20 protein-coding genes are annotated in these 23,155 nt (G+C 60.8%); 8 read left to right on the top strand and 12 right to left on the bottom strand.

All coding sequences use genetic code 11. From position 1 onward, the window contains the following. Positions 1-63 precede the first annotated feature (63 nt). Positions 64-657 (bottom strand): PEP-CTERM sorting domain-containing protein, encoded by a 594-nt coding sequence (locus tag NX775_RS04015; protein WP_258834810.1) that lies wholly within the window; start codon positions 655-657, stop codon positions 64-66. 164 nt (positions 658-821) lie between these two features. After that, positions 822-1,205 (bottom strand): DUF4124 domain-containing protein, encoded by a 384-nt coding sequence (locus NX775_RS04010; RefSeq protein WP_258834809.1) that lies wholly within the window; start codon positions 1,203-1,205, stop codon positions 822-824. 192 nt (positions 1,206-1,397) lie between these two features. On the opposite strand from NX775_RS04010, the gene NX775_RS04005 reads away from it, so the two are divergent. Together NX775_RS04005 and NX775_RS04000 are read left to right on the top strand one after the other, a co-directional pair. After that, the gene (locus tag NX775_RS04005) at positions 1,398-2,390 is read left to right on the top strand and encodes a 2-hydroxyacid dehydrogenase (RefSeq protein ID WP_258834808.1); all 993 of its coding nucleotides are present in this window, start codon (positions 1,398-1,400) and stop codon (positions 2,388-2,390) included. Between the two features lie 90 nt (positions 2,391-2,480). Further along, a complete protein-coding gene (locus NX775_RS04000) occupies positions 2,481-2,972 on the top strand; it encodes a hypothetical protein (protein WP_258834807.1) in 492 nt (163 codons plus the stop codon). Here NX775_RS04000 and NX775_RS24135 read toward each other — a convergent pair. After that, positions 2,917-4,164 carry a S41 family peptidase gene (locus NX775_RS24135; RefSeq protein ID WP_258834806.1) on the bottom strand — a complete coding sequence of 416 codons (1,248 nt, stop codon included), beginning with the start codon at positions 4,162-4,164 and terminating at the stop codon, positions 2,917-2,919. The genes NX775_RS04000 and NX775_RS24135 overlap by 56 nt on opposite strands. 274 nt (positions 4,165-4,438) lie before the next feature. On the opposite strand from NX775_RS24135, the gene NX775_RS03990 reads away from it, so the two are divergent. Then, positions 4,439-5,407: a threo-3-hydroxy-L-aspartate ammonia-lyase gene (locus NX775_RS03990; RefSeq protein WP_258834805.1), complete on the top strand. Its 969-nt coding sequence runs from the start codon at positions 4,439-4,441 to the stop codon at positions 5,405-5,407. A 12-nt stretch (positions 5,408-5,419) separates the two neighbouring features. On the opposite strand, the gene NX775_RS03985 is transcribed toward NX775_RS03990, so the two are convergent. Further along, positions 5,420-6,805: a sensor histidine kinase family protein gene (locus NX775_RS03985; RefSeq protein WP_441295283.1), complete on the bottom strand. Its 1,386-nt coding sequence runs from the start codon at positions 6,803-6,805 to the stop codon at positions 5,420-5,422. After that, on the bottom strand, positions 6,805-7,572 hold the full coding sequence (gene ompR, locus NX775_RS03980) for an osmolarity response regulator transcription factor OmpR (protein WP_258834804.1): 768 nt from the start codon (positions 7,570-7,572) through the stop codon (positions 6,805-6,807). Before ompR ends, NX775_RS03985 begins: the two co-directional genes overlap by 1 nt. A gap of 200 nt (positions 7,573-7,772) precedes the next feature. On the opposite strand from ompR, the gene NX775_RS03975 reads away from it, so the two are divergent. The 3 genes from NX775_RS03975 (at position 7,773) to NX775_RS03965 (ending at position 10,839) form a co-directional block, all read left to right on the top strand. Continuing rightward, a complete protein-coding gene (locus NX775_RS03975; RefSeq protein ID WP_258834803.1) occupies positions 7,773-8,138 on the top strand; it encodes a hypothetical protein in 366 nt (121 codons plus the stop codon). Between the two features lie 241 nt (positions 8,139-8,379). Beyond that, positions 8,380-10,257, top strand: coding sequence for a flagellar assembly protein A (locus NX775_RS03970; RefSeq protein ID WP_258834802.1), 1,878 nt, complete (start codon positions 8,380-8,382; stop codon positions 10,255-10,257). A gap of 99 nt (positions 10,258-10,356) precedes the next feature. Beyond that, entirely contained in the window at positions 10,357-10,839 is a 483-nt protein-coding gene (locus NX775_RS03965; RefSeq protein WP_183557956.1) for a chemotaxis protein CheW, read from the top strand. An 18-nt stretch (positions 10,840-10,857) separates the two neighbouring features. On the opposite strand, the gene NX775_RS03960 is transcribed toward NX775_RS03965, so the two are convergent. The 4 genes from NX775_RS03960 to NX775_RS03945 form a co-directional block, all read right to left on the bottom strand. Further along, positions 10,858-12,831 carry an ATP-binding cassette domain-containing protein gene (locus NX775_RS03960; protein ID WP_258834801.1) on the bottom strand — a complete coding sequence of 658 codons (1,974 nt, stop codon included), beginning with the start codon at positions 12,829-12,831 and terminating at the stop codon, positions 10,858-10,860. A 187-nt stretch (positions 12,832-13,018) separates the two neighbouring features. Continuing rightward, complete coding sequence (gene prmB / locus NX775_RS03955) at positions 13,019-13,912, bottom strand: 50S ribosomal protein L3 N(5)-glutamine methyltransferase (RefSeq protein ID WP_258834800.1); 894 nt, start codon at positions 13,910-13,912, stop codon at positions 13,019-13,021. 25 nt (positions 13,913-13,937) lie between these two features. Then, positions 13,938-15,074: a succinyl-diaminopimelate desuccinylase gene (dapE, locus tag NX775_RS03950; protein WP_258834799.1), complete on the bottom strand. Its 1,137-nt coding sequence runs from the start codon at positions 15,072-15,074 to the stop codon at positions 13,938-13,940. After that, entirely contained in the window at positions 15,071-15,430 is a 360-nt protein-coding gene (locus tag NX775_RS03945; protein WP_258834798.1) for an ArsC family reductase, read from the bottom strand. Before NX775_RS03945 ends, dapE begins: the two co-directional genes overlap by 4 nt. 180 nt (positions 15,431-15,610) lie before the next feature. On the opposite strand from NX775_RS03945, the gene NX775_RS03940 reads away from it, so the two are divergent. Further along, the gene (locus NX775_RS03940) at positions 15,611-18,697 is read left to right on the top strand and encodes a TrlF family AAA-like ATPase (RefSeq protein ID WP_343829455.1); all 3,087 of its coding nucleotides are present in this window, start codon (positions 15,611-15,613) and stop codon (positions 18,695-18,697) included. A gap of 65 nt (positions 18,698-18,762) precedes the next feature. On the opposite strand, the gene NX775_RS03935 is transcribed toward NX775_RS03940, so the two are convergent. From NX775_RS03935 to dapC, 3 genes are all read right to left on the bottom strand, one after another. Next, positions 18,763-19,908, bottom strand: coding sequence for a PilT/PilU family type 4a pilus ATPase (locus NX775_RS03935; RefSeq protein ID WP_258834796.1), 1,146 nt, complete (start codon positions 19,906-19,908; stop codon positions 18,763-18,765). A 93-nt stretch (positions 19,909-20,001) separates the two neighbouring features. Beyond that, positions 20,002-20,826 (bottom strand): 2,3,4,5-tetrahydropyridine-2,6-dicarboxylate N-succinyltransferase, encoded by an 825-nt coding sequence (gene dapD / locus NX775_RS03930; protein WP_258834795.1) that lies wholly within the window; start codon positions 20,824-20,826, stop codon positions 20,002-20,004. A gap of 42 nt (positions 20,827-20,868) precedes the next feature. Continuing rightward, positions 20,869-22,083, bottom strand: a complete 1,215-nt coding sequence (dapC, locus tag NX775_RS03925) for a succinyldiaminopimelate transaminase (protein WP_258834794.1) — start codon at positions 22,081-22,083, stop codon at positions 20,869-20,871. A gap of 141 nt (positions 22,084-22,224) precedes the next feature. Between dapC and NX775_RS03920 the strand changes: the two genes are divergently transcribed. Then, on the top strand, positions 22,225-23,004 hold the full coding sequence (locus tag NX775_RS03920; RefSeq protein ID WP_258834793.1) for a YoaK family protein: 780 nt from the start codon (positions 22,225-22,227) through the stop codon (positions 23,002-23,004). Positions 23,005-23,155: the final 151 nt, after the last annotated feature.

The following is a 23,155-nucleotide window of genomic DNA, read 5'->3' as shown; positions in this document are numbered from 1 at the left end:
AGACAGCGTCACGGTGTGCCAACCGCCCATGGGCGGGTGACTGACTGTACTGATGCAGGGCGATCAGGCTGCAGTCGTGACGGCGTTGCGACGACGGCGGGCTGTATAGCCCATCAGCGCCAGGCCAGCGCCGATCAGCAAGCCACTGGCCGGCTCCGGTACTTCACTGCCAGGCGGGACGTCGATGGCGTCCGTATTGAACGTGATGGTGCCAAAATTCCAGACGCCATCCGGCGAAATCCCGGTATCGTTGAAATCTTCATAAAACTCGAGGCGCAGAATGCCATCGGCATCCACGCTAAAGCTCACGCCCTCCGCAACCAGATCCAGCATGCCCGCGAAGGTCTCCGTACCGGACTGCGTAAGATCGATATCCGGGTTCAGTTGCAAGCCTTTCGTCAGGCCGGAATTCGTGAACGCGAACGCCATTTCAGACAAATAGCTTGGGGCAAAGGCGGTCACGTTGAAGTTGTAGTTGACGCTGGTAATGGTTGCGTTGGCCCCGACATTGATTTCATACACGTCGTTACCCTCGCTACCGATCGTGCCGATGCTCCGGACGCCCGCAACGTCAAAGGTGAATGGTGCGGCAAAGGCAGAGGTGGCGGCAAGAAGCGACATGCCGACCAAGAGTTGTTTGAATGAGCGCGCTGACAAGATAGCCTCCGGTAAGTATGTACTTGTCAGTTATGCAATTAGCATGCCAGTCTTCTAATCTTTAATAGGTTATTGATTTAGCTACCTATTTTGACGCTGGGCAAACCGATTGATGATTGGGTGTAAATTGCATCGACAGTTTTCAATGAAACGACAGGGCGCGTTCAGTCGAGGCCGGCTAACGCAGGCGTCGAACGCACGTCGCTCAGCACGAACTGCGCACGTGCTGCCTTGAGCGTCGCGATGTCGCTGGCCAGGGGCCTGGACGCGACACGGGTGACCGGCATATGGATGCGCTGCGACGCGCGCGGCGGGGGGAGGACGCTGGCGTCAGCAACCAATGGGTGGGCCGGAACGCGCGTCACGCCATCGTTGGCGGGTTCGCCGGCCATTCGCACGGTGGTGGCGCCCGTCTCGCAAGCACGATCGGTGAGCGTCACACGGCCGGCGTCGTCGATACATTTGACGATGCTGGTCTCGGAAAACGCAACCGGTGCAGCCATCATGGTGGCGGCCAGCAGGCACAGTTGGCAGATATGACGCTTCATGATCGACTCCTCGGTTCGGTTTCAAATTCAACAAGTTTATTGTCTTATTTGCATCATTTGGTTTCTGTGCGCCAGTTCACATTCATTTGTAGGCCTGCGCGCCGTTCATTTGCCAGCAATCGGCGGTTTGTCTGTGCTTATGGTGGGCAAGGGCGTATAACGACTTGACCATGATTCACTCAGGAGAAACGCTTGAAAACAGCCGTATTCAGTGCACGCCGCTATGACAAGACCATGCTGGCGCAGGCCAATGACGGGGTCGGTCATGCGCTTTTGTTCATCGAAGAGCGGCTCAGTGTCCAGACGGCCAGCCAGGCGACCGGGTGCGTGGCGGTCTGCGTCTTCGTCAACGACACGGTCGATGCTGCCGTTCTGGAGATCCTTGCGCGGCAGGGCACGCGCCTCGTGGCCACGCGCTCGACCGGCTACAACCATATCGACGCCGCCGCTGCGCGCCGGCTCGGCATCGAGGTCGTGCGCATTACCGACTATTCGCCAAATTCGGTTGCCGAGTTTGCGGTCGGCCTGTTGCTGGCCGTGAACCGCAAGATCGCGCGCGCCAGCGTGCGCACACGCGAAGGCAACTTCGACCTCGATGGGCTGATGGGGTTCGACTTGCACGGCAAGACGGTCGGTGTGATCGGCACCGGCAAGATCGGGCTGATCTTCGCCCGCATCATGGCCGGCTTTGGCTGCACGCTCGTGGGACACGATCTGTATCCGACGCCGGCATTCGAGGCGCTGGGCGGGCGCTACCTGGGCGTGGACGAGTTGCTGGCGTGCAGCGATGTCGTTTCGCTCCATTGCCCGCTGCTGGATGCGACGCACCATATCGTCGATGCGGCCGCGCTGGCGCGCGTCAAGCGCGGCTGCGTGCTGATCAACACCAGTCGCGGCGGGCTGGTCGATACCGATGCCGTGGTCCAGGCGCTCAAGACCGGCCAGCTGGGCGGGCTGGCAATCGACGTCTACGAGCAGGAGGCGAGCCTGTTCTTCCAGGACCTGTCGTCGACGATCATCCTCGACGACGTGATCCAGCGCCTGGTGTCGTTCCCGAACGTGATCGTCACCGGCCACCAGGCGTTCTTCACGGTCGAGGCGATCGGCCAGATCATGCGCACGACCATCGACAGCATCAGTGCCTTCGAGCGCGGCGAAGCGCTGGTCAACCGCATTCCCGGCTGACGAAAAGATACATGAACCGCCCTGACTACTGGACAGCGCACCTCGCCTGCGTTACGGTGCAGTGAGCAGGCCAAACATGGGAGAACACACATGTACATTGAGACAGTCCGCTTCGAGCGGGTATTCGACGTCCAGTCGGGGACATTCAGTTTTGAAGCGGGCGGCAAATGCGAGTTCGCCGTCGTGCTCGATCACAAACGCGCCCCCACGGCAGGATCGACCTTTGCCGTTGCGCTGAGTGAGCCGGGTAACTGGCAGAAGGTACTGGGCTGGCGCGATCTGTCCAGCCCCACCGTGGGACTCAAATACAGCCCCTGGTTCATGGCCTTCGATCTGGTGCTGGATCTGTATTTTCTTGGTATAGCAGTCCTTGCCGCAGCCTGGTTGTTCGGTGGTCCGTGGGCAGCGCTGGCGGCATTCGCCGCGATGGTGCTGGGTGAGGGCAGCCTCATCGTCTTCAGCGCCCTGCGCAACCGCCAGATCGAGCAGGCGCTGCTGGCCGTCTCGCCGGAGCAGACGCGTACGGTCACAATGCCGGACATGCAGTTGCGGCGCGCGGATTCCACGGCGCCTGCGCGCTGAGCAGGGCGCCCTTCGGCGCGCCGCCCGGTGGATCGAGCACGAAGCGCGGTATCCACAGCGTCAGGCCTGACTGCGGCAGCGGCACACCATACACGCCGCCCGACTGGCTGCGCCGGGCCGCGCCGCCGGTGCCGACCAAGGTGGCAAAGCCGAAGTCCTGCATCACATTGGCAAACAGCACGCTCGACGAGTAGGTCAGCGGACCGATCGCCACCTCAACCTTGCCGCTGAAGCGGGCGGGCTGGTCGGGTTGCGGCTCGCGCCAGGTGGCGATCTGCGTGTGGATGATCTGGCCGACCTGTTCGCCGCGCTCGGGGTTGGCGCGCAACACGCGTTTGATCGCGCTCGAGCCGGTGCGGTATCGCGCTGTTGCCAGATATGGCATCAAGCCGTCGAGCCACATGACGTCGTCGCCGCCGGTGTTGGCGCGGATGTCGATGACGAGGTGCCTGATGTGTTCCTGCCCCATGCGCGTGAACGCAGCCCGGGTAAAAGCGACGAAATCTGCCAGGTGGGCGCTATCGAACGCGTTGACGGTCAGGACCGCCGAACAGCCGGGCACGGTGTCGAGCCGGTACAGGCGCGCGATGTCGACCTCGTCCTGCAGCATGCGCGGCTGGTCCATGCTGCCGGGGATCGCAAGCTCGCTGCGTTTGCCATCGCGTTCGATCACGAGCCGGTACTGCTGCGCCGGGCCGAGCGTTTTCCAGTGATACAGCCACCAGCGCTGCGCCAGCAGGGCCATGCGCATCGCGGGCGTATCGCCGTGGACGCGAGAGGCCAGGGTGGTCACGAGCGTGTCGACCGGCATGCCGTCAATGGCGACAATGCGCGCGCCGGCCAGGGGTGACGCTGCACCTCCCAGTGCGGCATCGATGACGAGCCGGCCCTGCGGATCGAACGCCACGTCGAACGGGAACAGGGCGCCGCCGGCAGCGCGGTGTGCTGCGGTATCGGCGCGCCAGTCGGTCAGCGTGATCGCAAGATGCCCGTCAGCCAGCAGCGGATTGAGGCGGGCCAGCTGGCGCCACGCTTCGTCGCGCGTCATCGACGGGGGCAGGTCGCGCCTGATCGCTTCCAGCGCAGCGGTCACGGCCGCATCGCTCGTCGAAAACCCCAGGTCCGGATGCTGCTCGCGCACGGTCCGGAGCACGAGATCGATATCCTGTTGCAGCGCTTGTTTCGTGATCACGGGAGCGGCGTGGGCCGCTTGTCCCAACAGCAGAAAAGCGAACAAACTGGTGACGGCAAAACGCAACGGATACATATGCTTCCTCGGTGTGTGCAACGTGGCGTCTCCTGGGACGATCGGTTACTGTACCAACAATTACATCGTAAAACTATCTAATTGGCAACGTCTGCATACGATTGTTCAGCCACCTTGCCGACGCGTTTGACGTTCGTCCGGGTGGCCGATAGACTGCGCCATCGCCTTCCTTACCCATGCCCCTGAAAGGACCACCCGCATGACCATGCTCCAGCTTCCCACGTATGACGATGTCGTCCAGGCCGCCGAACGCATTGCAGGCGCCGCGCACCGCACGCCGGTGCTGACCTCGCGCACCGTCAACGAGGAGTTCGGCGCCGAGGTATTCTTCAAGTGCGAAAACATGCAGCGCATGGGCGCCTTCAAGTTCCGGGGCGGCTACAACGCGCTGGCCAGGTTCAGCCCGGAGCAGCGGCGCGCCGGCGTCGTGGCGTTCTCGTCCGGTAATCACGCGCAGGCGATCGCGCTGTCGGCGCGGCTGCTGGAGATCCCGGCCACGATCATCATGCCCGAGGACGCGCCGGCCGCGAAGGTGGCCGCCACGCGCGGCTATGGCGCCACCGTCGTCACCTACGATCGCTATACCGAAGACCGCGAGCAGATCGGCCGCGCGCTGGCCGCGCGCGACGGCCTGACGCTGATCCCGCCATACGACCACGCGGACGTGATTGCAGGGCAGGGCACCGCGGCCAAGGAACTGTTCGACGAGGTCGGCCCGCTCGACGCGTTCTTCGTGTGCCTGGGCGGTGGCGGACTGCTGTCAGGCTCGGCACTGGCCACGCGCGCCTTGTCGCCGGGGTGCCTGCTGTACGGCGTCGAGCCCGAAGCCGGCAACGATGGCCAGCAGTCGTTCCGTACCGGGCAGATCGTGCACATCGACACGCCGCGCACGATCGCCGATGGCGCGCAGACGCAGCACCTGGGGCAGCTGACATTCCCGATCATCCAGCGCGACGTCGACGACATCCTGACCGTCAGCGACGATGAACTGGTGGCATGCATGCGGTTCTTTGCCGAGCGCATGAAGATCGTCGTGGAGCCGACGGGCTGTCTGGGCTTTGCGGCCGCGCGCAAGATGAAGGACAGCTTGCGGGGCAAGCGGATCGGCGTGCTGGTCAGCGGCGGGAATATCGATCTGGCCCGCTTCGCGAGCCTGATCGGGGCTTGACCCCCTGAACTATCAGGCCGCCAGCGGCAACGCCACCTGCAGCAGGAACCCGCCACCGTCGCGGTTGCTCACTTCGAGCCCCGCATTGTGGCGCGTGAGCACCCGTTCGACGATGGCCAGGCCCAGCCCGGCGCCGTTGGCCTGGCCGCGCGCGCTGTCCAGCCGCGTGAATGGCTTCATCAGTTGCGCGATCTGGTCCGCCGGCACGCCGACGCCATGGTCGCCGATCTCGATCACGGCGCGCCGCCCGTGGCCCGTTGCTTTCACGCGCAGCACGATGTCGATCTCGGTGTAGTCCTGTCCCGGCGTGACGCCGTAACGGCGCGCATTCTCGATGATGTTGTTGATCACGCGCCGCAGGTCGGTGGCGTTGCCCTGCACGTGCACGTCCGGCACCAGGTCGGTCCTGATGCGCAGGCTCGGGATGCGGCCCGCGTGGTGGCCGATGTCCGCCAGTAGCTCGGACAGATCCACCGGCACGAACGTTGCTGCTTCGGTCGGCTTGGCGTAGTCGAGGAACTGGCCGATGATGGCGTCCATCTGCGCGATGTCCGACTGCATGCCGTCGCGCGCTTCCTGCGACAGGTTGGCCATTTCGACCTCGAGGCCCATGCGCGCGAGCGGCGTGCGCAAATCGTGCGAAATGCCGGCCAGGATCACCGCGCGGTCCTTCTCGACCTGGGCCAGGTCTTCGACCATCTGGTTGAAGCTGCGATTGGCTTCGATGATTTCTTGCGACCCTTTTTCGGGCAGCCGCGCCGGGCGCTCGCCCTTGGCGATGGCGCGCGCGGCGGACGTCAGGCGCGCCAGCGGCCGGTTGACGAGGCTCGAGATCAGTGCCGCGCCCAGCACCGACAGCAGGCCGACCACCACCGCCCAGCCGAGCCACTGCACGCGCGTCAGGCCCGCGAGGCGTTCGCGCTCGAGCATCAACCAATATTTGTCGTCTTCGATATTGAAGCTGATATAGAAGCCGGGCACGCCGTTCACGCCGCTGGAAAAGCGGGTGTCGGCGCCGAGTCGCTCGCGCACGATGGCGGCGATTTCGGGCATCAGGGGATTGTGCGGCGGCGGATCGATGATGTCCGTGTCTTCGAGCGTGAAGATGCGGATGCCTTCGTTCGAGGCCAGTTCGAGCAGCAGTTCGAGCCGCAGGTCGGGCGCCGAGTGCGTCAGCGCGGCCTTGGTGATGGTGACGACGGACACGACCGTTTCGGCCGTTTGCTGCACTTGCGGGCCGCGCTGGTAGACGTTGATCATGCCGATCCAGGCGCCCATCGAGACGGCAGTGAGCACCGACATCAGGAAGAACGTGCGCCAGAACAGGCCGCTCTTGAACCAGGCAAAGCGCACGGCGCGATGCGCCGCCGCGAGCGACGTAAATGCAGGAGGCTTCACTAGCGCGGCTGACCCTCAGGGATGAACACATAGCCCAGGCCCCAGACGGTCTGGATGTACAGCGGGCTCGACGGATCGGGTTCGATCAGCTTGCGCAGGCGCGAGATCTGGACGTCGAGCGAGCGGTCGAACACTTCGTATTCGCGGCCGCGGGCCAGTTCCATCAGCTTTTCGCGCGACAGCGGCTGGCGTGCATGGCGCGCAAACACCTTGAGCACCGAGAATTCGCCGGTGGTCAACGGCACGGTCTCGCCGTTTTTCTTCAGCGTGCGCGTGCCCAGGTCGAGGATGAAGTCGCCGAACTCGAAGGTTTGCGGGGTTTCCGATGGCGCGCCCGGGATTTCGTCGGGGCCTTTGCGGCGCAGCACCGCGCCGATGCGGGCCACCAGTTCGCGCGGGTTGAACGGCTTGGGCAGGTAGTCGTCGGCGCCCATTTCGAGGCCGACGATGCGGTCGACGTCTTCGCCCTTGGCGGTCAGCATGATGATCGGAGTCTGGTCGCCCGCGCCGCGCAGGCGGCGGCAGATCGACAGGCCGTCTTCGCCGGGCAGCATCAGGTCGAGCACGAGCAGGTCATAGCGTTCACGCAGCCAGAGCTTGTTCATGGCCGGCGCGCTTTCGGCGGTCACGACCTGAAAACCCTGTTCGGTCAGATAGCGGCGCAGCAGATCGCGCAGGCGCACGTCGTCATCCACGACCATGATCTTGGCGGAGTGGCCGCCCTGCGTGCCGGTACCCACGTTAATGTTCGAAGTCGATGAAGTCATGGAACTGTCCAGAATTGTCAGATGAATGTCGCTATGGTAACTTCTTATGGCTGCGCCGCAGGCACGACTCAGCTCAGCCATTACAATGTGTTACAAACTTTACCCAATTACTCTTACCCCGCCTCCGCTATCAACCTACACTGGCGTCAAGTGATCAACACAGCTTATCCGTTTATCAGGCATCACGGAAGAGGAACACCATGAACCACGCGCTCAACGACAATCCAGCAGCACCCGGCACCGCTCGCGGCCGGTTCGCCCGGCTTGTGCGCCTTGGTGTTTTCGCCTGCGCGCTTGCAGCAACTGGCGCCGGTGCATTGGCCCAGGACCAGGACCGCAACCGCCGCAGCGATGACGTCCAGGCGCGCGAGCGTTACGAGATGCAGGCCCAGCGCGACGCACGCGCATTTGAAGTGCGCGAGCAGGGCCGCCGCAATGCCGAGGTCCAGCAGGACACGGCGCGCGAAGAGCGGCCGCGCGGACGCCTGTCGCCGGACGAGCGGCGCGACCTGCGCCGCCAGATCAAGGAAGGTGCGGATCTGTATCCAAATTCGCGCCGCCGCTGAACTGCGGCCGCTTCAGTAAAGACAACGGCGCCAGAGGCGCCGTTGTTGCGTCTGGCGTTTGATGGCTCTCAACGCACGACGCTGGCGTAGGTTGACATTCCCGGGCGCAACTGTGTCCATTTTCTTTTTCGCAAATAATATTGCTATATGTTTATTTAATTAGCGCAACATGCTATGTTGGCGGACGCCTTACTGTTGGTAAGGTTCGTCGTCAACAGTACTCGTCCCCTGGAGCGCAAACGTGTCCGATGTCGCCTTGTCTTCTGCAGCACACTTTGCCTCTGACCGACCCGAGCATTGCATCGTCCAGCGCGAAGACGGCGTGTATGCCAACCCGGAAGCGCTCGGCACGACACTCGCGGCGGCGCTCGACAACTTGCTGCGCGCCGGTCACTATCTGGCGGGGCTCGATTACCCGATATTGATCAAAGCCCTGTATGACCATGGCCCGGCGTTGCCACGCGATGCTGCGGGCCGGGTACAGGTGTGCATCGCCAATCACATCTTGCCGTTCACGCCGGCCCGCCAGGCGCTGTACCGGTCAGCGAAAATCACGGACGGCCAGGCGGAGTACTACTTCGAACCGGTGCTCGAGCCCGATCCCGACGGAGGCGAGCGGCCAGCCGCGCTCGATGCCGACGAATTCGTCGCCGACCTGTGGATCAAGGGGATCCGCTTCGGCGCCGATGTCACCGCCATCGCCGAGGCCATCGGCAAGGGCGCGGCTGGCCGCTGCGTGGTGGCGCGCCGCCTGGCGCCCGTCGATGGCGACGCCGCGCGCGTCGAAGAAGTCACGAGCGAACTGCACCGCAGCAATGCGCCGCTCCAGCTGGCCAATGGCAAGCTCGACCTCATGAGCTTCCAGAACCGCTTCCCGCAAGTGCGCATGGGGACGCGCCTGCTGCGCAAGGTGCCACGCACGGCGGGCACCCCGGGTTTTGAGCTGACCGGCATCCCCCTTCTGGCCCAGATCGGGGCGGACCTCGACCTGGCCGCGTACGCCGGAGAAGGCACCGGCATCGACATCGTCTCCGCCGGTGAATTTTTGATCGCGCGCCGCGACGGCTTTTTAAATGTCGACCCGGACAGCAGCCGCATCGCCATCTCCGACAAGATCGTCAGCCGCGATGGCGTCAGCGCCAGGACCACCGGCAACCTGAACCTGAGCGGCGACTACGAAGAATTCGGCGAAGTCCAGGAGCAGCGCACCATCGAAGGCGACAGCATCACCGTGCATGCGAACGTGTATGGCCACGTGCTCTCGCGCGGCGGCGCCATCCGCCTGGAGCGCAATCTGGTTGGCGGCAGCGCGCGCAACATGAACGGCGGCGTGCGCGTGCTGGGCGTGGCCTCCAGCGCGACAATTCAGGCGGCCCGGGGCGACGTGGTGCTGGGACGGGCCGAGAACTGCGTGATTTCCGGTGCCCGCATCCGGGTCGACACCGCGATCAATTGCGAAATCATGGGCGACGACGTCGAGGTCACGCACGCCGAAGGTAGCGCGATTGCCGGCCGGCGCGTCAGGATCGGCCACGCCGCGCCGTGGAAGCAGGGCGAGATGCTGGTGTATCTGCTGCGGCCCGATTGCGCGCGCATCGACGATGCGATGGCCCAGGTGCGCGAGCGCATCGGCCAGTTCGGCCAGCTCGCGGCGCGCCACCGCGCATCGATCGAGACGCTGACGGCCCAGCCGCACCTGAGCACCTACCTGAAGATCGCGCCGCGCATCCGTAGCGGCGACCTGGTGCTCAAGCCCGAGCAGGTACCGCAATTCCAGCGCATGACGGATGCCGCGGGGCCGGCGCTCAAGGAGCTTGGCCGCCTGTCGGACGAAGCAAAAAAGCTCGACGCCGAACGACAGTCGGGGATGGCGGTGCTGGGTCGCCTGGAAGCGCAGCGCTACGACCGCGTCGGCGCGGCGCAGATCGCGCTCGAGGCCATCGCCGGCGAGGTGCAGGTACGCGCGTTGCCGTACGAACCGGACCTTGGCTGCATCTGGGACCAGGGGCCGCGCGACATCCGGCTGCGCCTGCGCGACGCCATCGGCACCGAATTGCTGCATGCCGGCCGCGAGGGCGCCTGGGCCTGGGATTCCGCATCCGCGACCTCCATGGGGTGATCCCCCACGCCCGGGGAGCGGCCAGTCTGAATTGATGGTAGTCAACATCAGGCCGGGAGGCAGGCATACGATGGTGGTCGGACTGACGAAGGATCCACCATGCACACCACATCGCGCGCGCCACGGTCTGGCGCACCCCGGGATTACCTCAGCTTCATGCTCGACGGGCAGGAGTACGGACTCGATTGCGCGCGCGTGCAAGAACTCAAACTGCTCAAGTCCCTCGAACGCTTCGCCGAAGACGGCGACATCATCGGCGGCGTGGCGCTGTCGCATGGCGTGATCCTGCCAGTGATCGACATGCGTACCACTGCTACCCAAGTAGTGGATGCGCACGGCGGTGTGGTGCACCCGGACACCGACGTGATCATCCTGCGCCTGTCGAGCGGCCTGGTGGGAATGGTGGTGGAAGGAGTGACGGGCATCGTGCACGTGCGCCCGGAGGCCGTGCAAACCGTCCCGGGCGAAGCAGGCGCCAGTTACCTGATCGGCATTGCCCGCATCGACGGCCGGTGCGTCGTGTTGATCGACATCGATGGCCTGATGTCGTTGTCGCCGCGGCGGCCGCTCCGGGCCGCCTGACGGCGTGGTACTGCCAGCTTACGCCAGCGCTTCCAGCTGTTCCTGCAATTCCAGCCACTCCATCTCGAACGTTTCCAGATCGCGCGCCACGAATGCCTGGTCGGCCACCAGCGTCTTGAGGCGATCCTTGTTCTGCGCATCGTAGATCGTCGGGTCGAGCAGGGCGGCATCGATCGTGGCCTTCTTGGCCTGCAGCTTGGCCATCTGCTCGTCCAGACGCTTGACCTTGTTCTCGATCGGTTTGCGCTGCGCGGCGTTGCGCTGGCGTTCTTCGGCGCCCAGGCGCTTTTGTTCCTTGCGCTCGGCCGGCGTGGCGCTCGGCACCGGCGCGACGGGCGCAGCGGCCTTGGCCAGCGGCAGGATGTCGGTGCCTTTGCCCAGCTTGGTCTTGAACAGCCAGTCCTTGTAGTCGTCCAGGTCGCCGTCAAATGGTTGCAGACGACCGTCGGCGACGATGATGAATTCATCGGTCGTCGCGCGCAGCAGGTGGCGATCATGGGACACGACGATCAGCGTGCCTTCGAACTGCGCCAGCGCCATCGTCAGCGCCTCGCGTGTTTCCAGGTCCAGGTGGTTGGTCGGTTCATCGAGCAGCAGCAGGTTAGGGCGCTGCCAGACGATCAGGGCCAGCGCCAGGCGCGCCTTCTCGCCGCCCGAGAACGGCTTGATCGAGCTGGTCACCATATCGCCCGGGAAGTTGAAGCTGCCCAGGAAGTTGCGCAGTTCCTGCTCGCGCACCGTCGGCGCGATCTTGGCCAGGTGCCACAGCGGCGATTCATCGTGGCGCAGCATCTCGACCTGGTGCTGGGCGAAGTAGCCGATCGACAGGCCTTTACCAATGGTCGCTTCGCCGGTCAGCGGCATCAGCTCGCCGGCGATGGTCTTGATCAGCGTCGATTTACCGGCGCCGTTCACACCCAACAGGCCAATGCGCTGGCCGATGGTCAGCGAAAAGTCAATGTGGTTGACGATGGTTTTCTTGCCGACCTTGTCGCCGTGCTCGTCGAGCAGGAAGTAGCCGGCATCGACTTTGTCGAGCACCAGCAGCGGATTCGGGGCCGACAGCGGCTCGCGGAAGTCGAACGAGAACTCGGCCGCGGCGCGCAGCGGCGCCAGCTCTTCCATCTTGGCCAGGGCCTTCATGCGGCTCTGGGCCTGGCGTGCCTTGGAGGCCTGCGCCTTGAAGCGGTTGACGAACGACTCGAGGTGGGCGCGCTGGCGCTGTTGCTTCTCGAGTGCGCCGGCGGCCAGGATCATCTGGGCGGCGCGCTGGCGCTCGAAGCCCGAGTAGTTGGCCGTGTAGCGCTTCAGCTTGCGCTCGTCGATGTGCACGATCACGTTGACGACTTCGTCGAGGAAGTCGCGATCGTGGGAAATGATGATCAGGGTGCCCGTGTAGCGCTTGAGCCAGTCTTCGAGCCAGATGATCGCATCCAGATCCAGGTGGTTGGTCGGTTCATCGAGCAGCAAGAGGTCGGACGGGCACATCAGCGCCTGCGCCAGGTTCAGGCGCATGCGCCAGCCGCCCGAGAAGCTCGCCACCGGCTGGTTCATCTGCGCCAGCGAAAAGCCCAGGCCCAGCAGCAGCTGTTCGCCGCGCGACTGCACCGTGTAGCCATCGGCATCGGCCAGCATGCCGTGCAGCTCGCCCAGGCGCATGCCGTGGGCGTCGACGTCCGGGTGCGATTCCAGTTCTTCCAGCTCGGCCTGGAGCTTGCGCAGGCCGACGTCGCCGTCGATCGCGTAATCGAGCGCCGCGCGGTCCAGCGCTGGCGTCTCTTGCGCCACGTATGCCATGCGCCATTTGGCCGGGAAGTCGATCTGGCCCTGGTCCGGGTGCAGCTCGTTACGGAGCATGCCGAACAGGCTCGATTTGCCGGCGCCGTTGGCGCCGATCAGGCCGATCTTGTCGCCCGGGTTGAGGGTCAGGTCGGCATCGACGAGCAGCGGCTTGGTGCCGCGCATCAGGCTGACGTTCTGGATACGGATCATGGTGTCGCTTCGTGTAGGGTGGGCGGCTGTGCCGCCCACGCGGTGATAGTTAGAGGTGCCGGTCTGGGGCCGGATGGTCTTGCTGTGATGGTTACTGGTTCCGGTTTCGTGCCGGATGATCTTGCTGTTATCGATCACCGCGTGGTCGGCGTAGCCGACCACCCTACGATCAATGGCGGCAGGGGTGTTATGGGGCGTTTTGCAGCTGTTCGGCCGTCAGCAGGAACACGGCGTCGTCGCCGATGCTGGTGGTCAGCCAGGTCAGGCCCAGGTGGCCAAACGCGGCTTCGGCGTATTCACGCTCGTTGCCGATTTCGACCACCAGGATGCCTTCCGGCGTCAGGCGCTCGGCGGCGCCGGCGATGATCTTGCGCACCAGGTCCATGCCGTCTTCGCCGCCGGCCAGCGCGATCTGCGGCTCGACCATGTATTCCTGCGGCAGCGTGCGCATCGATTCTGCGTTCACGTACGGCGGGTTGGTGATGATCAGGTCGTACTTCTTGAACGGCACGTTCTCGTACAGGTCCGATTCGATCGGGTTCACGCGCCCTTCGAGTTTGTATTCGCGGATATTCGTTTCGGCCACGGCCAGCGCATCCTTCGAGATGTCGATCGCATCGACTACCGCGTTGGCAAACGTATCGGCCATCATGATCGCCAGGCAACCGCTGCCGGTGCACAGTTCGAGCACGTTTTCCACGCCATCCGGGTCCACCAGCCATGGGCTGAACTGCTGCGGAATCAGCTCGGCGATGAACGAGCGCGGCACCAGCACGCGTTCGTCGACATAGAAGCGGTATTCGCCCAGCCATGCCTCTTTGGTGATGTAGGCGGCCGGCACGCGCTCGGTCACGCGGCGTTCGATCACGGCCAGCACCTGCAGTACTTCGTCGTCCAGCAGCTTGGCGTCGAGGAACGGCTCCAGGCGGTCGAGCGGCAGCTTCAGGGTGTGCAGGATCAGGTAGGCGGCTTCGTCGAACGCTTCGACGCTGCCGTGGCCGAAGAACAGCTTGGCACCGTTGAAACGGGTGATCGCATAGCGCAGCAGGTCGCGCGGCGTGGAGAATGAGGTGGTGGTCATGGCCTGGATGATGGGTTGTAAGGCTTCAAGCGGCCAGCAGGCGCTGGAGCGTACGGCGATAGATATTCTTCAGGGGATCGATGTAGCGCAGTTCGATGTGCTCGTCGATTTTGTGAATGCTGGCGTTCGGTGGGCCGAATTCTATCACCTGAGGGCAGATGCGGGCGATGAAGCGGCCATCCGAGGTCCCGCCCGAGGTCGATAATTCGGTATGCACGCCCAGTTCGTCGCTGATCGCGGTGCAGACGGCGTCCGACAGCGTGCCTTTCTCGGTCAGGAAGGGCAGGCCAGACAAGGTCCAGTCCAGATCGTAGTCCAGGCCATGGCGGTCGAGGATCGCATGCACGCGCGCCTGCAGGCCTTCGGCCGTGCTGGCAGTCGAGAAGCGGAAGTTAAACTCCAGGCTCACGCTGCCCGGGATCACGTTGTTGGCGCCGGTGCCGGCGGCGATGTTCGAGACTTGCCAGCTGGTGGGCGCGTAGTACTCGTTGCCTTCGTCCCAGACCTCTTGCGTCAGTTCGGCCAGTGCCGGCGCGGCCTGGTGGATCGGGTTGCGCGCCAGTTGCGGGTAGGCGATGTGGCCCTGGACGCCGTTGACGGTCAGGTGGCCCGAGAGCGAACCGCGACGGCCATTCTTGATCGTGTCGCCCAGCACATGGTTCGAAGTCGGCTCGCCCACCAGGCAATAGTCGGGCGCGACGCCCCGTTCTTCGAGCAGGTCGCAGACGATGGCGGTGCCGTCGACCGCCGGGCCTTCTTCGTCGCTCGTGATCAACAAGGCGATCGAGCCGCGATGGTCAGGATAGGCGGCAATGAACTCTTCGCACGCGACGACCATCGCCGCGATCGACGTCTTCATGTCGGAGGCGCCGCGCCCGAACAGCTTGCCGTCGCGCTGCGTCGGCATGAACGGCTCGGAGGTCCACTGGTGCAGCGGACCGGCCGGGACCACGTCGGTATGGCCGGCAAACACGAACAGCGGCGCATTCTCGCCCTTGCGGGCCCACAGATTGGTCACGCCGTTCGAGACGATCGTTTCGCACACGAAGCCCAGCGGCGCCAGCAGCTCGATCAGGCGCTGCTGGCAACCCTTGTCCTGGGGCGTGATCGAGTCGAGTGCGATCAGCTCTTCAGTGAGCAGCAGGGTGCGTGATGGCCTCATGCTGCTGCCCCGAATTTTTCTTCAAATGCAGCCGGTGAAAAACCGACCGTCACTGGTCCGGCGCCTTGCAAGACCGGGCGCTTGATGACCGACGGGTTCTCGAGCATCAGCGCCATGGCGCTGTCTGCATCGACGATGGCCGCCTTGCGTTCGTCCGGCAGGTTGCGCCAGGTGGTGCCCTTGCGGTTGACCAGAGTGGTCCAGTCGAGGTCTTGCAGCCAGGCCTTCACCAGTTCAGGCGTGAGCCCCTGCTTCTTTAAGTCGTGGAACGTGAAGTCGATGCCGTGATCCTGCAGCCAGGTGCGGGCTTTTTTCACGGTGTCGCAATTGGGGATGCCGTAGATCTGTATTTTCATAGCGAAATCAATCAATTAAACCCTTTGGGTTATGGTCGAAGATACTACACGCAGCTAGAATCTGCGTGAAATATGAGGATAGCATACTTGAGAGCTTAAAAAAATTACTAAGAGTATTGCTAGTCTTTTGACTTTCATAGAGAATCACTTCATAAATATTAATCACTTGGAGGCAATGCAATGACTCACGCGGGATCGAAGTATGAGCGAGGCGCAGAATGGAGGCAGTGGGACTTACACATTCATACTCCCGCGTCGTTTCACTGGACTGGGGAGCGATTTGACTCAGAAATTGGTTCTGAGAAAAACCGTCGCTTAGTTGATGCAATGATCAATGCGCTCAATGCGGCAAAGCCAACGGTATTTGCAATTATGGATTATTGGACTTTTGAAGGTTGGTTTGCTTTAAAGAGAAGGCTTAAAGATCCTGATGCGCCAAAATTATTAAAAACTGTGTTCCCTGGGATTGAACTTCGGTTAATGGCGCCAATGGTTGGGCGCCTAAATGCACATGTTGTCTTTTCTGACCTCGTGTCTGACCAAGTACTATTAGATTTTCAAGCTGGACTTAAAGTTGAAATCGAAGATCGTCCGCTCTCCAATGATTGTCTAATTTGTCTTGCTCGAAGAGTTGGTAGTGACCTTTTAGAAAAACATGGACTAAAGAAGGGGGAAGTCGATTCGGATGAAATTATTGCACTACATGCAGGCTCAATGTTGGCAGAGATAAATGTCGATAGTTATAAAAAAGCAATTCGCTGCGTTCCTGATAATCAAGCAATTGGATTTATGCCTTTTGACACTAGTGACGGATTGAGTGACGTAAAATGGAAGGATAACTATGCATATTTCATTGGATTATTTAAATCTTCGCCTATTTTTGAATCTAGAGATTCTGCGTTGCGAGATTGCTTCATCGGCGAAGTGACCGAAAAAAATAAAGGGTATATAAAGAATTTTCAAAATGGGCTAGATAATATTCCCCGATTGGTTGTTGCAGGTAGTGATGCGCATCGGTTTAGCGGAACGCAAGGAGACGACGACAAGCGTGGGTATGGCGACTTTCCTTCAAATAAAGCAACTTGGATAAAAGCTGATCCAACGTTCCAAGGCCTACTCCAAGCGATAATGGAACCTGCAAAGCGTTCTTTCATTGGGGAAGTTCCGCCTAAAGTAGCAGCAGTTCAGCGAGGAAAAACATCATTTATCGACACAATAGAAATTGTGAAAAATACCAGTGCGCCCGTCGGAGCTTGGCTGGACGGCGTAAAGTTGCCATTAAACCCAGATTTAGTAGCAATTATTGGAAATAAAGGAAGCGGGAAAAGTGCTCTTGCCGATGTCATTGCGCTCACGGGAAACTCGAAGCAAAGCAATCATTTTTCATTTTTGAAAAGAGACCGTTTTCGAGGAAGGTCAGGAGATCCAGCAAAACATTTTGATGCCACACTAACTTGGCTGGATGGTAGCGCAAACCCTAGAAATCTTAACGAAAATTCTCCGGAAGATAAAGTTGAACTTATCCGCTATATCCCTCAGGGTCACTTCGAAGATCTTTGTAACGGTCACATCTCTGGAACATCCGATGCTTTCGAAAAAGAATTGCGTGCAGTTATATTTGCGCACGCAGATGACTCCGTAAGATTGGGAGCTTTAGACTTTGATCAATTGGTTATTCAGCAAGAAAAGGGATTTAGGCAAAAACTGGAAGAGGGAAGGAAGAATCTTCGGCAAATCAATCAGGAGATTGTTAATCTGGAGGACGAACTGCAATCTGAAGTAAAAGATTGGTTATTGGAGCAGAAGAAATTTAAAGAACGTCAAATATTGGAACACGAGAAATTGAGGCCAATAGAAGTTTCGAAGCCAAGCGAGGTAGTTTCTTTAAGGCAATCAGAATTGATGGCTGAGCTTAATGCAATTGATTTCAGATTGAAAGAAAATGAAAACCTAAACAGTCTCGGGATTTTAAAAAGTGGGACTTTGGCTCGAAAGAAAAAAGCGCTGAGTAATATTCAAGAGCGTGTAGAAATACTCGAAAACAATTTCCGTCAGTTTGTTGAGGAAACTATGATTGAAATGGAGTCGGTGGAAATAAATATTGAGAGTATAGTTTCAATAAAATTTGATAAAACTCCCCTGTTTGATTTGGCAGAAAAAATTTCATTCGAGCAGGTTGAGCTGGAGCGTAGTTCTAGCGACCGTTTCCATGTAAATTCTGAGCTAGTTCTTACAAAGGGGCGAGTGCGTGATCAACTTGGGGCGCCACAGCAGGCCTATCAAAATTATATGCAAGCAATGAATGAATGGAAGTTTCAGTTGTCCGTTCTTCAAGGCAATGCTGAGTCTCCAGATACCTTAGAGGGCGTTAATGAGCGTCTCAGGCAGCTTGAAGAGTTGCCTGCAAAATTACTCACGAAGAAAAGTAAGCGCGTTGATATCTCTAGTGAAATATATGGAGCTCTTGCTCAACAACGTGAAGCTAGAAAAAACCTATTCCGCCCGGTGCAAGAATTGATTAGGTCAAATAAGTTGATACGTGACGAATACAAATTGGAATTTCAGGCAATACTTGGAGGCTCAGTAGAGCTCCTCGCTTCTCCGCTCTTCAGCTTAATAAAGCAGAGCTCTGGGGAGTTTAGAGGTGAGGATGAAAGTATTGCCCTCGTGAGAAAGCTGATGGAAGATAGTGATTTTGATGATGTTACCGGGGCGCGCAGTTTTGTCAAGTCGCTTGATGAAAAATTACAAAGGGCCGCCCATGCAGGAAAGGGAACCGGAATCAGGAGTCTGCTTAGAAAAGATCGACTTGCTCATGAAGTCTATGACTTGATATTTGGGCTTGCTTATTTAGAGCCGAGGTATTCATTGGTTTTCCAGCAGACGCAAATTGAGCAGCTATCACCAGGTCAGCGAGGTGCTTTACTTTTAATATTCTACCTTCTGGTGGATAAGGATTCGTTACCAATAATTTTGGATCAGCCTGAAGAAAATCTTGATAACGAAACAGTGGTTAACCTTTTGGTTCCTGTTCTCACAGAGGCTAAAAAAACGCGTCAGATAATCATGGTAACGCATAATCCTAATTTGGCTGTTGTATGCGATGCCGAACAAATTATATGGTCGATATTTGATAGGAGAAATGATTCAAAAATAACTTACATTTCCGGTGCCATCGAAAATCCAAAAATTAACACCCGAGTTGTTGATGTATTGGAGGGCACCATGCGCGCGTTCAACAACAGAGGTAGTAAGTATTTCAATTGAGAGCAAGTCTAATGCTGATTTGGTAAAACCAGGCATGGCATTTGGGAGTTTTTGACGGTTCGTTCTTACGAATTGAGCGTGAACTCGGTAAACGACGCGCCGCCCTTGGGCTCGCTGGCCTTGTCGTCCAGCTGCTGCTGGATCTGGCTATCGGGCCCGTTGTTGAGCAGCCAGAGCAGGTTGGTGGCCGAGTCGGCGTTGGCCAGGCCTTCGTCCTGCGTCACGTGGCCTTCCTTGATCAGGTGGAACAGGGCGCCTTCGAACGATTGCGAGCCGGCCGACAGGCTCTTGTCCATCGCTTCCTTGATCTGGCTGATTTCGCCCTGTTCGATCAGGTCGGCGATGTAGCGGGTGTTCAGCATGACTTCGACCGCGGCGCGGCGCGCACCGCCGGCAGCGGCCTTGACGAGCCGCTGCGAGACGATGGCCTTGATGCTCGATGCCAGGTCTTGCAGCAGCGCGTTGCGATTTTCCAGCGGGTAGAAGCTGATGATCCGGTTGAGCGCGTTGTAGCTGTTGTTGGCGTGCAGCGTGGCCAGCACCAGGTGGCCGGACTGCGCATAGGCCAGCGCGGCCTGCATCGTTTCGCGGTCGCGGATTTCGCCGATGAGGATGCAGTCGGGCGCCTGGCGCATCGAGTTCTTCAGCGCGATGCCGAAGTCATGCGTGTCACTGCCGATCTCGCGCTGGTTGACGATCGATTTCTTGTTCTTGAAGAGGTATTCGATCGGGTCTTCCAGCGTCAGGATATGCCCGGTGCGCAGGTCGTTGCGATGGTCGAGCATCGATGCGATGGTGGTCGACTTGCCCGAGCCGGTAGCGCCCACGACCAGCATCAGGCCGCGCTTTTCCATGATCAGCTCGGCCAGCACGGGTGGCAGGCCCAGCTCGGCCAGCGGCGGGATGGTCGCCGGGATGAAGCGGAACACGGCCGAGATCGAGCCGCGCTGGCGAAACGCCGACAGGCGGAACCGGCCCACATTCGCGACCGACACGCCCATGTTCAATTCATTGTCGCGCTGGAGTTCGTCGATCTGTTCTGGTGTCGCGATTTCGGACAGCAGCGACAGGATGTTCTCGGGTTCGAGGCGATGCTGGTTGATGGGGATGAGCGCACCGTTGATCTTGATGTGCACCGGGGAGTTCACGGCGAAGAACATGTCGGACGCGTTCTTCTCTTTCATCAGCTGAAACAGGCGGTCCATGGCCATCGCATCGTCTCCGTCAATCGGGGAAATTACAAAAGCCGGTCGAACAGGTAGTCATGTCACCCGTTCGACCGGCTGGTCCTGCTACCTGCGCAATCAGTCGCCGCGCAGCAGGTCGTTGATGGCCGTCTTCGAGCGCGTCTGTGCATCGACGCGCTTGACGATCACGGCGCAGTACAGGCTGTACTTGCCATCGGCGGACGGCAGGCTGCCCGAGACGACAACCGAACCCGATGGCACGCGGCCGTACGACACTTCGCCGGTGGCGCGGTCATAGATCTTGGTCGACTGGCCGATGTACACGCCCATCGAGATCACCGAGTTTTCTTCGACGATGACGCCTTCGACGATCTCGGAACGCGCGCCGATGAAGCAGTTGTCTTCGATAATGGTCGGGTTGGCCTGCATTGGCTCGAGCACGCCGCCGATACCGACGCCGCCCGACAGGTGGACGTTCTTGCCGATCTGCGCGCACGAACCGACCGTGGCCCAGGTATCGACCATCGTGCCTTCGTCGACGTAGGCGCCGATGTTGACGTACGACGGCATCAGGACGACGTTCTTGCCGATGAAGCTGCCGCGACGTGCGACTGCCGGTGGCACCACACGGAAACCGCCGCGTGCGAAGTCTTCAGGCGTGTAGTCGGCGAACTTGGTCGGGACCTTGTCGTAGAACTGGATGTCGCCCGAGACGACCGGCACGTTGTTCTCGAGGCGGAACGACAGCAGCACGGCCTTTTTGAGCCACTGGTTCACGACCCAGGTGCCGGTGTCCTTCTGCGCGACGCGCAGGCTGCCGTCGTCGAGGCCCGCGAGCACGTGGGCAACTGCATCACGCAGTTCGGCGCTGGCGCTGTTCGGGCTGATGTCGGCGCGCTGTTCCCAGGCGGTGTCGATGATGTTCTGGAGTTGTTGGGTCATGGTGCTGTTCTTGGTTGGAATGATTTCAAGGGTGCAGAGGCGTCAGGCGAGGCCCTGGCAGAACTGGACGATGCGGTTGGCCGCTTCCAGTCCTTCGTCGACGCTGGCCACCAGGGCCATGCGGATGCGGTCCTGGCCCGGGTTCTGCCCGTGCGCATCGCGCGCCAGGTAGCTGCCCGGAAGGACCGTGACATTATAGTCGGCGTACAGGCGCCGTGCGAAGTCGACATCCGACAGCCCGGTACGGCGCACGTCGGCCCACAGATAAAAGCCGGCGTCAGGCAGTTCGACGTCCATCACCTGCTTGAGCAGCGGCGTAATCAGATGGAATTTTTCTTTGTACAGCGTGCGGTTATCCTGCACGTGCTGCTCGTCGTTCCAGGCCGCGATCGACGCCGCCTGCACTGGTGGCGACATCGCGCCGCCGCAGTAGGTGCGGTACAGCAGGAAGCGCTTCATCGCCACCGGATCGCCCGCCACGAAGCCCGAGCGCATACCCGGCACGTTCGAGCGCTTCGACAGGCTCGAGAACACGATCAGGTTGCGGTAGGGCTGCTCGCCGCTGCTGCGGCCCAGCTGGTGCGCGGCTTCCAGCGCGCCCAGCGGGGGCGTGCTGCCCGTATAGATCTCGGAATAGCATTCGTCGGCCGCAATCAAAAAGCCCCAGCGGTCCGACAGCGCGAACAGGTCGCGCCAGTCGTCCAGCGTGAGCGTGGCGCCGGTCGGGTTGCCGGGCGAGCAGACATACATCAGCTGCACGCGCGGCCAGACATCGTCTGGCACGCTCGCGTAGTCGGGCGCAAAATTGCGGCCCGGTTCCGAGTTAACAAACCACGGCGCCGCGCCGGCCAGGTAGGCCGCGCCCTCGTAGATCTGGTAGAACGGGTTCGGGCACACCACCAGCGGATCGGGCCTGGACGCGTCGATCGTGCACTGCGCGATGGCAAACAGCGCCTCACGTGAGCCGTTCACCGGCAGCACCATCGTGGCCGCGTCGAGCGCCGGCAAGCCGTAGCGTCGCTCGAGCCAGCCGGCAATCGCCGTACGCAAGGGCTCACTGCCGATCGTGCTCGGATAACTGGCCAGGCCCGATACCGCATGCATCAGCGCTTTCTCGATGAACGCGGGCGTCGGATGCTTCGGCTCGCCGATGCCAAGACTGATGGGCGTGTAGTCCGGGTTCGGTGTGACGCCGGCAAACAACTGGCGCAGTTTTTCGAACGGGTAGGAATGGAGTTTGTCGAGATGGGGGTTCACGGCGATACCAGTGTGTGCTTTTGGCTAATTTTTCATTATAGCGCCAGGAATCGCCGCCACGGCGCATACACCTAAAGTGATTTGCGGTAACATCTGACGTCAATACCCACCTGTAATGTCCACGCCGAAAGTCGATTTTCCGTGCCGATCAATTACGCGCGCAGCCTGACTGGACACGCCCGCACGCCGGGCGCCAACCGCCACCTGGGCGTGGCGCTGGCCTTTGTTGCAGGCGCCATCAATGCAGGCGGCTTTCTGGCAGTGCGCGAGTACACGTCGCACATGACCGGCATCGTCTCGGGTGCGGCCGACCATCTGGTGCTCGGCCAGACCGATCTGGTGCTCTCGGCGCTGGGCGCCTTGTTCAGCTTCATGCTGGGCGCGGCCAGCACCGCGATTCTCGTCAATCTCGTGCGGCGCCAGGGCCTGCACAGCGGCTTCGCGCTGCCGTTGGTGCTCGAGGCGATCCTGCTGCTGGTGTTCGGCATCCTGGGCGCACGGCTCAATGACATCGATGCGCTGTTCATCCCGCTGACCGTGATGTTGCTGTGTTTCATGATGGGCTTGCAGAACGCCGTCATCACCAAGGTCTCGCACGCCGAAATCCGCACCACCCACATGACCGGCATCGTCACCGATATCGGCATCGAGCTGGGCAAGCTGGCGTACTGGAACCGCGATGGCGGCCTGCGCCAGCCGAAGGTCTCGGCCAACCTGGGCCGCCTGGCCCTGATGGTGGCGCTGCTGGCCGCATTCTGCATCGGCGGCGTGGCCGGTGCGCTGGGCTTCAAGCACCTGGGCTACCTGTCGACGATTCCGCTGGCCGCGTTCCTGTGCGTGCTAGGGATTGTGCCGGTGGTCGACGACACGCTGCGCGTGCTGGGACGCGGCCGGGGAGCAGGCCGCGACGCCGCACGCTGACGCCGCTGCGCAGGCTTGCTGCTCACCCGGTGATTCGTGTCTCATCTGTACGACGCAACTAACTATTGTATTTACGACTGTGTAAATATTGGTATATTTACACAGCGCGCCGGATTACCTTTTCCCTGAAAGATCACTGCTTTCCACTTCG

It is taken from the genome of Massilia aurea, assembly GCF_024753205.1.
GTDB classification, from domain to species: Bacteria; Pseudomonadota; Gammaproteobacteria; order Burkholderiales; family Burkholderiaceae_D; genus Telluria; species Telluria aurea.
The sequence above is the reverse complement of the archived record's forward strand: the minus strand, read 5'-3'. Positions and strand labels throughout refer to the sequence as shown.

Bases quoted from the DNA above. Each gene is read 5' to 3' on its own strand.
- NX775_RS04010 (WP_258834809.1), bottom strand. From the start codon at position 1,205: ATGAAGCGTCATATCTGCCAACTGTGCCTGCTGGCCGCCACCATGATG.
- NX775_RS04000 (WP_258834807.1), top strand. From the start codon at position 2,481: ATGTACATTGAGACAGTCCGCTTCGAGCGGGTATTCGACGTCCAGTCG.
- NX775_RS03990 (WP_258834805.1), top strand. From the start codon at position 4,439: ATGACCATGCTCCAGCTTCCCACGTATGACGATGTCGTCCAGGCCGCC.
- ompR (WP_258834804.1), bottom strand. From the start codon at position 7,572: ATGACTTCATCGACTTCGAACATTAACGTGGGTACCGGCACGCAGGGC.
- NX775_RS03975 (WP_258834803.1), top strand. From the start codon at position 7,773: ATGAACCACGCGCTCAACGACAATCCAGCAGCACCCGGCACCGCTCGC.
- NX775_RS03965 (WP_183557956.1), top strand. From the start codon at position 10,357: ATGCACACCACATCGCGCGCGCCACGGTCTGGCGCACCCCGGGATTAC.
- NX775_RS03960 (WP_258834801.1), bottom strand. From the start codon at position 12,831: ATGATCCGTATCCAGAACGTCAGCCTGATGCGCGGCACCAAGCCGCTG.
- prmB (WP_258834800.1), bottom strand. From the start codon at position 13,912: ATGACCACCACCTCATTCTCCACGCCGCGCGACCTGCTGCGCTATGCG.
- dapE (WP_258834799.1), bottom strand. From the start codon at position 15,074: ATGAGGCCATCACGCACCCTGCTGCTCACTGAAGAGCTGATCGCACTC.
- NX775_RS03945 (WP_258834798.1), bottom strand. From the start codon at position 15,430: ATGAAAATACAGATCTACGGCATCCCCAATTGCGACACCGTGAAAAAA.
- NX775_RS03940 (WP_343829455.1), top strand. From the start codon at position 15,611: ATGACTCACGCGGGATCGAAGTATGAGCGAGGCGCAGAATGGAGGCAG.
- NX775_RS03935 (WP_258834796.1), bottom strand. From the start codon at position 19,908: ATGGCCATGGACCGCCTGTTTCAGCTGATGAAAGAGAAGAACGCGTCC.
- dapD (WP_258834795.1), bottom strand. From the start codon at position 20,826: ATGACCCAACAACTCCAGAACATCATCGACACCGCCTGGGAACAGCGC.